This is a genomic window from Shewanella sp. Isolate7 (assembly GCF_022398425.1).
Classification (GTDB): Bacteria; Pseudomonadota; Gammaproteobacteria; order Enterobacterales; family Shewanellaceae; genus Shewanella.
Window position 1 is genome coordinate 1 of sequence record NZ_JAKEVJ010000110.1, and the last position, 11,592, is coordinate 11,592.

Here is an 11,592-nt window from a genome sequence, read left to right on the forward strand (position 1 = left end):
GAGTCGACGAGGAAACTGCTGGGACAACAGCCCGATGGAGCGCTTCTTTAGAAGCTTAAAAACAGAATGGATACCGATGACCGGCTATCGGGATATCGGTGAGGCTAAGAGTGAAATTTCGCGATATGTGACGGGGTATTACAGTCAGCTGAGACCACATCAATATAACGGTGGGCTGACACCCAATGAGTCAGAGCGAAGATACTGGCTTGAATACAAAACCGTGGCCAATTTTAGTTGACCACTACAGTATTTGAGTATATTGAGGTTGATTATAATCGGACCAGACGGCATAGTGCTCTTGGGTATTTGAGTCCAGAGAACTTTGAATTAAAAAATAGTGCTTAGCAAAGTGTCCACTATTACTGGATCAGATCAGTCGACAATAACGATCGTAAGTACACTGATGATGGCACCGGTCTGCTGGCAGGCCTAGGCTGGCGGATGGAGTTTGCGTCGGGCATGGATCTCGGCCTTACCTATCACTATCAGGCGATGGACCTGCTCGATACCCATACGCTGACGTTCGCCCTGGGATACCGCTTCTGAGCGCTGCATAAAAAGTCGGGCAAACACATTTGTTTACCCGACTTCTAACTAATCACATTTATTGACCAAGCCTACTCAACGACTAGCACACCCTTATACATCTGCATCTGACAATGAAAGGCGTATTCACCCGGTGTCGTGGCCGGAACATTGATAATGGTGGGCTTGTCGAGTGCCAGCTCCTCGCTGATCGATAACGCCGGCAATTGCAGAGTCGCCGAACAGGCCGACTTGTCCTGCCTAAGGAAGGTGAGTGTCGTCGCCTTACCCGCTGCTATCTTAATACGTGAAGGCGTATAGACTCCGTCTTTAACCACTATCTCTATGCCCTCCTGACTCACGGCCGCCTCCGGCGAATAGAGCCAAAACCACCAGACAATAAAACCTATCAAGGCGAGACAAATCAGATTGATAAATAACATACCAGCCTCCTAATGTGCTTTGGCTTTAAACAGACGCAGACGATTGGCATTGCTCACCACGGTCAGCGATGAGAAGGCCATGGCCGCACCGGCGATCACTGGGCTAAGCAGCACGCCAAACATGGGGTAGAGAATGCCCGCGGCAATGGGAATACCCGCGGCGTTATAGATAAAGGCACCGAACAGGTTCTGCTTAATATTTCTCAGTGTGGCCTTACTCACGGCTATCGCGTCAGCCAAGCCGTGCAAGGAGCCTCGCATCAGGGTGATATCGGCACTCTCGATGGCCACATCCGTGCCCGTACCTATGGCGAAGCCTACGTTGGCCAGCGCCAGCGCCGGCGCATCGTTGATGCCATCGCCCGTCATGCCCACTATCTCGCCCTCTTTTTGCAGTTCGGCCACCTTGCCAGCCTTATCCTGGGGCATCACCTCGGCGAAAAACGTCTCTATACCAACCTTTGCGGCAACTGCGGCAGCCGTGGCCTTATTATCTCCGGTTAACATGACCACCTTGATGCCATTATGCTTGAGCCTGGCAATAGCCTCCGCCGAGTCAGGCTTGATAGGATCCGCCACGGCGATGATGGCCAGCAGTTTATTATCGCGGGCCAGGTACATAGGCGTCTTAGCCTCCGCCGCCAGCTGCTGCGCCTTGGCTTGATAAGCCTGAATATCCACCTCATAGTCCTGCATCAACGCCTGGTTCCCAAACAGCAGCGACTGGCCATTCAGTTGAGCCTGTACGCCGCGACCCGAAATGGCGGTAAATGCCTCGACATCCTCAAGCTCAATTTCACGACGCGTCGCCGACTCGACGATCGCCTCGGCCAAGGGGTGCTCTGAGTGGCGCTCAATACCGGCCGCGAGGGCCAATACCCCTTGCTCGTCCATTGATGATGCCTGAGTAACGACTACGTCAGTGACCAGAGGCGAGCCCTGGGTAATAGTGCCTGTCTTGTCTAACACCATGACACTTATCTTAGAGGCGGTTTGCAGCGCCTCGCCGTTACGGATCAATACCCCAGACTCGGCGGCCTTGCCCACCCCCACCATGACAGACATAGGGGTTGCCAGCCCAAGGGCGCAGGGACAGGCGATGATCAACACAGTCGTGGCCGAGACGATGGCAAACACCATGGAAGGCTCGGGACCGAAGTTAAACCATACCATGGCACTCACTATGGCGATGATCATGATGGCTGGCACGAAATAGCTGGCGATCACATCGGCAAGCCGACCGATAGGCGGCTTAGAATTCTGCGCCCGTTTCACCATGGCGATGATTCTGGCCAGCGCCGTGTCTTTACCCACATGGGTTGCGGTAAAGACGATAGCGCCCGACTTGTTTAGGGTGCCTGTGACCACTTCGCTGTCGATATGCTTCTCTACCGGAATGGGCTCGCCGGTCAACATTGACTCATCGACGCTGGTGCTGCCTTCGATGACCACGCCGTCGACGGGGATCTTCTCCCCGGGGCGCACCCTTACCTTGTCCCCCTGCAGCACCTGGGCGATATCGATATCCAGCTCTTTGCCGTCACGAATCACTCGCGCAGTCTTAGCCTGTAAGCCGATCAAACGCTTAATTGCCTCTGAGGTCTTGCCTCTGGCCTTTACTTCCAACGCCAGCCCCAGGTTGATCAAACCTATGATCATCGCCGTGGCCTCAAAATAGACATGGCGCGCCATCTCAGGCAACAGGGTCGGAAAGGCGACCACCAGCATAGAGTAGAGCCAGGCGGTCCCCGTACCTAAGGCGATGAGAGTGTCCATGTTGGCATTGTGGTGCACAAAGGATTTCCACGCCCCCACATAGAAGTGCCTGCCCGACAACACCATGATAGAGAGGGTCACCAGCCCCACCAGCCCCCAGGCCAGCTGCTCTGCGGTGGTCGACACTGTCATCTCACCTATAAACAGACCGTAGATCATCAAGGGAATACCGACAGACAGGGCGATAAAGGTGTGGCGCAGTAGGCTGTGGTAATAATCGAGATCCGCCTGCTCCTTCTCATCCATGGCATCAAAGCCCGCCTCGGCCTGCAGCTGCGTCGCGTTATAGCCTGCCGCCTCGACGGCCGCAATCAACTGCTGCAGCGTTGCCGTACCCGAAACATCGACGATGCGCTCGGCAAAGTTCATCTCGGCCGAGTCGACCCCAGGCACCGCCTTTAGTGCCTTTTCTATCTTACCGACACAGCTCGCACAGCCAGCGCCGATGATGTTGAGTTGTACTCTACTTGTGTCCATCTTCAATCCTCCTGGCTAAGCGTACTAGGCTCGAGAGTGCCTTGGTGACGAGTGCTTTCTGCATGAGAGTCTTCTGCATAAGCTCCTTCCGCATAGGTGCCTTCGATTAAGTGGCAGATCATGTTGCCGGTCGGCGCCTTATCAGGCTTGTGGGACCAATCCTCGACGGCATTCAACAGCTTGCGTCTCAGCTTCACCATCTCCTCAAACTGCTTCTCTGTCTCCTCGAGCTTCTGCTGGATCATCTGCCGCACCAGAGAGCAGGCACTCTCCCCCTGATCCGTGCGCGAGAAGATCACCTTGATCTCATCGACGCTAAATCCCAGGCTTCTGGCACTGAGGATAAATTGCATTCGCGACTGATCTTTATCGCTATAGTCCTTGTAACCATTGACCGAAGACTTGGCGGGGCTCAGCAGACCGATGCGGGTATAGAAGCGCACGGTATCACCCGTGATATTGAGATTCTTCGCTAGTTGATTGACGCGCATAACCACTCCATCAAGACACTTTTTAAAGCTCATGCTCTGACTATAAACCTATGTGTTAGACACAGGTCAAGGGAGTGATAGATAAAAAATTGAAACAATATTGAACAGGAGGATGGCACAAAAAAAGCAGCCTATGGACAGGCTGCTTTTTACTAAGGGTTGTCGGAGGACAATAAAGTTTGATCGGAAATGTGCTCTTTTAAGCGATTCTTAGGCTATATAAAGCTAAAGTTTGATCATTTTAGAGGCGTATTACTACCAGAAACACAGTGAAAATGACAATAAAGTTTGATCACATCAATGCTTAAACGACCACACATTTTACAATCTCCATAAATCAGTTGCATAAAGTTTACTAATCAAGTTCATGACCCGTATCAATATCACTCTGGGATAGAGATAAATAGTCAAGATTTAGTCGAACAAACTTGGTCAGGTAGCCAACAGTAACTGTACTTTCCGTTCCCGCATAAATATCACTTTTATCTTCATAACCCGCAGATGTGGCAAGTTCTTCAGCTAAAGTTTCAATCTTGTCCTGAATCGCTGATACGGATTTATCGCTAGTCTCGTCACGAAGTAAAGCAAAAATGTCGAACTCATAACTTTCTCTTTCCTCATTTGAGTCCAACCAGATATAAATGGCTCTTATAAAACTAGAGTATTCAGTGCCTTCTTCCGCTTTAGCTTCGGCCTCTATATCTAAGATGTGGTTGTGTAATATTGGAAAAAAAGCTGCATTGAAACTGTCAGGAAATGCACTTCTTAAATATCGGTTTGCTCGCCACACCGGTACAGAAATCTCGTATTCCCGATCTAACTGAAGAAGAGTGAAATCGTCCTTTTCATTGATGACATTTAGCAGCTCACCTTTTTCGACGGTTAAAATATAGTCGACGTTTGCTTCGTAGTAATTTTCTCCGAGTTTGAAGTGAAGCTTGCGAACACTTTTTACAAAAGAGTTGCCTTGATGAACATCCTTAGATCGAATTTTTTTGCAAATAACGAGTTCTATACAAGTTTCAATTTCATCATTTGGACAGGCGATATCGCAATTCTGAGAAAGTACAAGAAAAACAGAGGTAGCTTTTAACTTAGAATGATCGTTACGTAAATGTGCTTTAGCAAAAGATTGAGACCATTCGAGTCTTTTCTCATCTGGTATTTGAGATGCTAAAAAACAAGAAGCTTGTACAAGCTTCTTGTTATGTAGAAGAATTTGACCATTGGAAAGAGGCGTTTCAGCCACTTAATGACTCCTATGACAATTTAGTTAGCTGATGAAGAGATACTTCATTTGTCTCAGTTAACTTTGGTACGTTTGAGTTCATCTTTTCTGCTAGCTTCTCAGAAAGCCAAACTATTTCTCGTACTTTTAAAGATGGCTCAGACAATAGGTCAAGCAATGACTTTCCTTCAACAGTGTAGTTTTTGGCCATTGCACCCGGGCTCCGATTAAACTTAGGGCTTATCTCACTAATTATCTCAGCCAATGTTAAAGCACGTTTCTGATTCGCAGCATTTACGGTCTGCTCATCAGCAGCATTCTTATATGAGTGAAGAGTCTGTCGAGATACGCCAAATATGCGCGCAACATCTTTGTTTGGAAGACCCAATGCTACTTTCACTAAATCTACAATATCAGCGATGCTGAGTACTTCGACAGTCTTGTCCGTATCAGTCAATTCAGAAATACCAACTGAAGACCATTGCTCTCCAGCAATATTAGAGCTGTAAGTAACTTCGTATTGAGCAGGAAGAACGCTATCTACATCAATAGCAGCATGTGTATTGAAACACATCATACTTAAAGCTATTGCGGTAGTTTTTTGGTTTCTCAATGATGTTGTATCCCACATTACCTTTCCTCCTTGTATCCCCAAGCTTTCTTGGCATGCTCAGAAATTACATCCCAAAAAATGTCGCTTGCTGATTGGTACAGTCTGTGTGTAGCATCCGCTATTAGCTCTTCACTAAATGTAGGGCTTTGAATGAACTGATACGTATGATCTATGTCTAGTATGCCATATGTTGTTGATTTTACCTTAAACCAATCTTTTTGCCCATCAATAACTAAGCCGCATTTATCGTCAGGCTCCATCAAATTATCAGGTAAAACTTTCTGTACACGACCATCAATAGTTGGCAGCTCTTCAAAGTTAACGACCAAAATTTGGTTTTCAGATATTTTAACGGCTTTAAGTGAATGTCCTTGTAGGTGTGTACCTATTCCGCTTAAAGATGGCGGCTGAATTTCACTTGAAACATAATCACAAAGAGTACTTTCACCAGAAGGTGCTATTACATCTACATATCTGAGACCAACATTTTTTAGCAGTGTCTTATCTAGTTTCGGAATTATTTCCATACAGGCAACTAGTAAGCGATGAAATTTATTGTAAAAGTCATCAAATGTCCCATAGTCAGTTGATTTTAAGACAATTGACGATTCAGATATTTCAACTATTTCACGTTCGCCGGCAGCTCGGAACAACAATCGAGTTTTAGATAGTTTTCGGTGTTTCATTTGCTGAGACGTTGAATCAAAATTCAATTCTACGAGTTCTGCTTGGCTTTCAATTTTTTCTGGGAAGCCTTCATCAATCATCCTAACGTGAAGAGTTTGGAGAAGCTCGGGAGTGATAGTTTTTAGCGTCGGAACTTCAGCAAATCTTAAATGAATCAGAACATGTACTAAAGGGGCCTTTTCTAAAGTTTTTTTCATACTATCTTCCAAAGTTATAATCAAAGAGAACTAATCTCAGGTCGGAGATTTTACACTTTTTTGGACACATATAAAGTATGTTAGTTCAAATTTTACACTTTTTTGGACACGATAATAAATTTACTTCCTAAGCACTCTGACTCTTAACAACCATCGCATTGGCATTCACTGCCCTTATCACCCCAAACAATTCCACCACTGTTCCTTCATCAAAGAACCCATAGGCGCTTTCGCCGTGGTTATCGGTGAATGGCGGCTCGAATATTTGCCCCATTTCTAGTACTCCGTTGTGCACTAGGTAATCGATCACTTGGTCAATAAAGTTGATTTGCTCGGCGTTGTAAGCGCCTTCATCAAGAAAGGCGCTAAAGGCTTCTTTGGCGGCGTTCATGTCTAGGCCAACCAGTTCACGAATAAACGTCCCTAAGGGCTTGTCTTGCAAGATCTGCTCTCGGTACGCCTCTACATCACTCATACCGCTAGCGTCCAACAGCAAGCCTTCTAGCACGTCTAAATCGGCTTGGGTGATGGGCTTGTTGCGTTTTAATTTTTGAATGGTTAGCTGATCTTGGTGGTCTTGAATATACAGCTCTATTTTTTTACGGTACTGGGCTAAGTCCACCGTTGGGCTGGTATATACGCCTGTTACGTCGCGCACACCTTGAAACTCATCTTCAAAGTTGGTGTACACCATCTCTTTTTTGTCTTTGTCTAAGGCGAACATCAAGTTACGCAAGCGCTGACGAACGTCCTCTAGCGTGACTAAATGAATATCTTGCCAAAACTCGACGGTTTGCAGGTCTTGTAGTAGCTGCAATTGCGCTTGAATGGCCGGAATAACCGACTTGCCTTCCAACTGCTGCGCGATTTCCATTACCCGAACACGATTGGGCTCTGGCACTAAGCCTTTTTCCAGCAAGGCTAATTGCATGGTTAGCAGCAGGTTATCAAAACGGTTGGCTAAGTTATTCACTTGCTCAACGGGGTTAAATGGCTCTGCCTCGGTCGGTAGCGCGGCAATATGGCTTTCTAGCTCGGTGTGTTTGGCATCGTCAATATTGTCCCAATGCTCGCGGGCTAAAAACGGCTCAACGGCTTGGCGTTTTGGGCGCACAATAAAGTTATCTAAATTCATGCCGGTGACTTGATGATGCAGCATGTCTAACTGATAGCGGTTTAACTCACGCAATTTCTGGGCATCTTCAGGGTGTTGCTCGGTATAGTTTTCATCGGCTAAGCGTTTATTGAGCAAGATGCTTAAACTAACGCGCTTTTCAAATACCTGTTGCATTAACGGCTTGGCAATACCAACGGGTAAACCTTCGGGGTTGGCATCAAAATATTCAAAGTTTTGGCAATAATCGAACACCTTAAAGGTGGTTTTGTGCAAGCCTGGGCCAAACAAATCCTCACACAAACGGGTGCCACGGCCAATCATTTGGGTAAACTTCACCTTAGAGCGGATCACTTTAAAAAACACCAAATTGACCACTTCAGGCACGTCAATGCCGGTATCGAGCATGTCTACCGATATCGCAATGCGGCAGGTCGGGTTTTTCGGGTCAAAGTCTTTGCGTTCGTTTTCGTCGCCACCAAATTCGTCAATCAGGCTTTGCGCGTAGGTTTCTTTAAACGTGATCACCCGCGCCAACTTACCCGCCCATTTCGGGTAGTTTTTATTGAACATTTTTTCAAGAAACACCGCGTGGTCGTTATTGGCGGCAAAAATGATGGTTTTACCAATCACATCGCCGCCTTCCACATGAATGCCACCCAGTTCGTCTTTACGCATTAACTGAGCAAACATCTTCTCGGCGGTGTCTTCGTTGAATAAAAACTTATTTACTTCCGAGGGCAGCACTTCTTCGCGGTCGGTTAATTCGGCTTTGTTTTCCCACTCTAGTTTTTCTTCATCCGACAGCTCCTGATACTTAATGCCTTCACGGATGAACTTAGTGGCAACGGAAATTTTAGTCGGTGGCACTAAGTATTTTTCGGCGTAGGCACTGGCATCTTCATAGGCGTAGGTGGGCATGCCTTTTTGCAAATCAAAAATGCCGTAGGTGTCTTTTTCCACTTCGTCTTTAGGGGTGGCGGTTAAGCCCAATAAGCAACCATCAAAATACTCAAAAATCTGCCGATACTTGGAATACACCGAGCGGTGGGCTTCATCCACCACGATCAAATCAAAATGCCCCACGCCAAACGGGCGCTCGTCTGCGCCGCGATCTAATAGGTTTTTCATGGTGGGATAAGTTGAGAAATACAAACGGCTGTCGATGCTGCCTTTGCTTTGCCCTGAGCTTAAAATAGAGCAGCTTACGCGCGGCAGCAGTTTCACAAAGTGCTTTTTAGCTTGGGTTAATAAGGCATTACGGTCGGCCAAAAACAACACGTTTTTCACCCAGTTATTTTTTACCAGCAAATCAACGAGGCTGATCACAGTACGGGTTTTACCTGTACCTGTGGCCATCACCAACAAGGCTTTACGCTGATGGGCTATTTCAAAATGCTGCAAAATATGAGTAATGGCGGCTTTTTGGTAATGGCGGTTGGTAATGTTTTCATCTATTTGTGCGGTGAGCTTTTTGCCTACCCCTGCCTCGTCACTGAAAAATGACAGCCGGTCATGGCGGCGTTTAATCATCAGCGCCAGCTCGGCTTTGGTGTAAAAGCCTTGCACCTTACGCGGTGGGTAAAAGGCATCGTCCCACAGCCGCGTTTCGTAACCATTGCTGTAAAAAATAATCGGTCGCACGCCGCACTGTTGTTCTAGGCAATCGGCATACAGTTTGGCTTGTTGTTGGCCGTCTTCAGGGCGGCGCGAGGTACGTTTGGCCTCTACCACCGCCAATGCGGTGCCGTCATCGCCCCACAACACATAATCAACAAAGCCATTGCCGTTAGGATTGGCGCTCGAAATCGGCATTCCCGTTACCGGATATTCGCGGTCGCGCTTGTCTGTTAACGGCCAGCCTGCTTCGTGTAACAAGGCATCAATTAAGTAATCGCGGGTTTGGGTTTCGTTGTAATCGTGGTTATCTGGCGCAGCATCGGCTTGTTGTTTCGCCTGTTCAATTTGCTCAAGCAAGGCTTGGTTTTGCGCTTTTAGGGCGGCGTTTTCATTGAGTTGTTGCTGGTATTGTTCGCGCTTAATGCTGTCGCTTTCGGCCAGTTGTTTTTCCAGCTCTTGCACCCGTTTAATGCTGCTCATGGCTTTTGTGACCAACGTGGCATCAATGGCCAGCTTTTGCGGCACTAACGCTTCATCAAACGGGTTAACGATAAACTGTTTGCGATCAAACCCGCTGTTGCCAAAGTCAGGCGTATAGGTGCGCACAAACCAATACAACACATGGTGTAGCTCTTTCACCGCTTGCAAGGCGTCACGCTGTGGTGGCGCGGTTTTACCGTGCGCCGCTTCGTTACCAATTTTGATGATCAGTTTCAGCTTGGGGAACAAGTTACTGCTGAGGTTATCTTTAAAGCCTTTATCGTGAATAAGCGACATTAAGGTCACATCATGGCGCGGACGGGTTAGCCAGTTATCAATGTCGAATACGGTTTCAACCATCAGCTCCAAGGCATTACGGGCGTAGAAACCTGCGATACGTGGATCGGTTTTAATGTTGCTTTCCGCATTTTGGGCACGCGTTTTAATCTCGGCACAACGGCTAGAAAACAGATCATCGCCGTTAATGGCACTATCCATAAACGCAAAGTTGCTACCACCTTGAGCGCCTTTTGAATCAACCGTATCTGACATTGAGCTTCCTTTTTAGATCACAGCTTTTCGGGTAAAAGCTATTATTCGTTATAGGTTTATCTCGCCTATAAAGGCTTTTTGCATGAGGGAATTAAACAGACTATCCAGCTCATTGATGTATTCTTTTTGTTCTGTTCGTTGCTGACGTAATCCCTTCAAAGCAACAAGGTAGTTTTTTTGCAATTCTTCTGTAGGAATCGGAACTTGAATTGAGTGCAGAATCTTCTTATTCAAATTCGGCATTGTAGCCCCCAAAGACTGCTCTTCTAGCCAAGTTTTCATCGAGCTACAAGACATCACAGAATTTAAGAACACGGGCTGAACTAACGGAGAAGTTATACGAATATACAAACTACCAGTGCCACAGAACCAACCTTGGGAGCGTTCATCAATCAATGCAGTTCTCCCCATCTCACCGCGCCGCCCCATGACAATGTCACCAGCCTTAAGGTGATAGCTAGGTAATGTTTCAAACTTTTCTGGTGTTAGAGTCAAATTCATATCAGGTATGATTTGACCTTTAACAATATGAGTAGGATTGATCAGCGGAATTCCATCAGCAATATAATCTTCTTTATGAAGCTGCGAACCAAATGGACCTATTTGTACTAGAGCAAGGCTATCGAGAGATGCCGTATCCCATCCCTTAGGATTGGTGACCGGATCACCAAACATGTCAATAAACACGGACTGGGCGAGGCTGTTTAGCTCTTGCTCCAAAAGCTTACAGTCTTTACGCAGTTGGTCGGCTTTTTCTAACACAGCTGCAATTTGCTTTTGGGTTTCTAGTGGCGGGAGTGGGATTTGGAACTCTGCTAGTTCAGAAGCCCTAATATTCTTGATATTCGCTCCATCTGAAGCTCCAGACCAGTTTCTAAAAGTTGGTGAACATAAGAAGTAATAGAGATAACTAGGAACACATTTAGTATTATCTGGCCTTATGCCTGAACAAAAAGCTCCAAAAGATCCAATCCAGTCCTCACTAGCTTTTGCACACTTACTGTAGTGGTCAACTAAAATTGGCCACGGTTTTGTATTCAAGCCAATATCTTCGCTCTGACTCATTGGGTGTCAGCCCACCGTTATATTGATGTGGTCTCAGCTGACTATAATACCCCGTCACATATCGCGAAATTTCACTCTTAGCCTCACCGATATCCCGATAGCCGGTCATCGGTATCCATTCTGTTTTTAAGCTTCTAAAGAAGCGCTCCATCGGGCTGTTGTCCCAGCAGTTTCCTCGTCGACTCATGCTCTGCTTAATATGATAGCGCCAGAGCTGTTGGCGGAAGCGGCGGCTGGTATAGTGGCTTCCTTGGTCACTATGAAACATTAGGTCTTTCGGCCTTCCTCGCGCCTCAAAGGCCATGGTTAGTGCCTTGCTTG

Annotated in this window: 11 protein-coding genes and 1 pseudogene; 3 read left to right on the forward strand and 9 right to left on the reverse strand. The window is 46.9% G+C overall.

The features are described from left to right. From L1D47_RS19220 to L1D47_RS19225, 3 genes and pseudogenes are all read left to right on the forward strand, one after another. Positions 1 to 241: integrase core domain-containing protein (locus L1D47_RS19220; protein WP_239882331.1), on the forward strand; the 241-nt coding region annotated here is incomplete at its 5' end. Positions 242 to 246: 5 nt separating this feature from the next. Next, positions 247 to 348, forward strand: a pseudogene (locus L1D47_RS21215) (IS3 family transposase); the annotation flags it as partial. 21 nt (positions 349 to 369) lie between these two features. Beyond that, the gene (locus tag L1D47_RS19225) at positions 370 to 549 is read left to right on the forward strand and encodes an outer membrane beta-barrel protein (protein WP_345778775.1); all 180 of its coding nucleotides are present in this window, start codon (positions 370 to 372) and stop codon (positions 547 to 549) included. A 71-nt stretch (positions 550 to 620) separates the two neighbouring features. Here L1D47_RS19225 and L1D47_RS19230 read toward each other — a convergent pair whose 3' ends face one another. The 9 genes from L1D47_RS19230 to L1D47_RS19270 all read right to left on the reverse strand — a co-directional run. Beyond that, positions 621 to 971, reverse strand: coding sequence for a cupredoxin domain-containing protein (locus L1D47_RS19230; RefSeq protein ID WP_239886429.1), 351 nt, complete (start codon positions 969 to 971; stop codon positions 621 to 623). A 9-nt stretch (positions 972 to 980) separates the two neighbouring features. Beyond that, entirely contained in the window at positions 981 to 3,224 is a 2,244-nt protein-coding gene (locus tag L1D47_RS19235; RefSeq protein WP_239886430.1) for a heavy metal translocating P-type ATPase, read from the reverse strand. Positions 3,225 to 3,226: 2 nt separating this feature from the next. Further along, positions 3,227 to 3,715 (reverse strand): MerR family DNA-binding protein, encoded by a 489-nt coding sequence (locus L1D47_RS19240; RefSeq protein ID WP_239886431.1) that lies wholly within the window; start codon positions 3,713 to 3,715, stop codon positions 3,227 to 3,229. A gap of 355 nt (positions 3,716 to 4,070) precedes the next feature. Further along, the gene (locus L1D47_RS19245; protein ID WP_239886432.1) at positions 4,071 to 4,964 is read right to left on the reverse strand and encodes a hypothetical protein; all 894 of its coding nucleotides are present in this window, start codon (positions 4,962 to 4,964) and stop codon (positions 4,071 to 4,073) included. Between the two features lie 10 nt (positions 4,965 to 4,974). Beyond that, positions 4,975 to 5,574 (reverse strand): helix-turn-helix domain-containing protein, encoded by a 600-nt coding sequence (locus tag L1D47_RS19250; RefSeq protein WP_239886433.1) that lies wholly within the window; start codon positions 5,572 to 5,574, stop codon positions 4,975 to 4,977. Then, positions 5,574 to 6,440, reverse strand: coding sequence for a TIGR04255 family protein (locus tag L1D47_RS19255; RefSeq protein WP_239886434.1), 867 nt, complete (start codon positions 6,438 to 6,440; stop codon positions 5,574 to 5,576). Before L1D47_RS19255 ends, L1D47_RS19250 begins: the two co-directional genes overlap by 1 nt. 127 nt (positions 6,441 to 6,567) lie before the next feature. Then, positions 6,568 to 10,206, reverse strand: a complete 3,639-nt coding sequence (locus L1D47_RS19260; RefSeq protein WP_239886435.1) for a DEAD/DEAH box helicase family protein — start codon at positions 10,204 to 10,206, stop codon at positions 6,568 to 6,570. A 48-nt stretch (positions 10,207 to 10,254) separates the two neighbouring features. Next, positions 10,255 to 11,271 carry a restriction endonuclease subunit S gene (locus L1D47_RS19265; RefSeq protein WP_239886436.1) on the reverse strand — a complete coding sequence of 339 codons (1,017 nt, stop codon included), beginning with the start codon at positions 11,269 to 11,271 and terminating at the stop codon, positions 10,255 to 10,257. Next, the coding region (locus L1D47_RS19270; RefSeq protein WP_239886437.1) for an integrase core domain-containing protein at positions 11,216 to 11,592 on the reverse strand (377 nt) is incomplete at its 5' end. The genes L1D47_RS19270 and L1D47_RS19265, both read right to left, overlap by 56 nt.

Excerpts from the sequence above, each read along its gene's own strand:
- L1D47_RS19250 (WP_239886433.1), bottom strand. The coding sequence starts at position 5,574 with ATGTGGGATACAACATCATTGAGAAACCAAAAAACTACCGCAATAGCT.
- L1D47_RS19230 (WP_239886429.1), bottom strand. The coding sequence starts at position 971 with ATGTTATTTATCAATCTGATTTGTCTCGCCTTGATAGGTTTTATTGTC.
- L1D47_RS19235 (WP_239886430.1), bottom strand. The coding sequence starts at position 3,224 with ATGGACACAAGTAGAGTACAACTCAACATCATCGGCGCTGGCTGTGCG.
- L1D47_RS19260 (WP_239886435.1), bottom strand. The coding sequence starts at position 10,206 with ATGTCAGATACGGTTGATTCAAAAGGCGCTCAAGGTGGTAGCAACTTT.
- L1D47_RS19265 (WP_239886436.1), bottom strand. The coding sequence starts at position 11,271 with ATGAGTCAGAGCGAAGATATTGGCTTGAATACAAAACCGTGGCCAATT.
- L1D47_RS19255 (WP_239886434.1), bottom strand. The coding sequence starts at position 6,440 with ATGAAAAAAACTTTAGAAAAGGCCCCTTTAGTACATGTTCTGATTCAT.
- L1D47_RS19240 (WP_239886431.1), bottom strand. The coding sequence starts at position 3,715 with ATGCGCGTCAATCAACTAGCGAAGAATCTCAATATCACGGGTGATACC.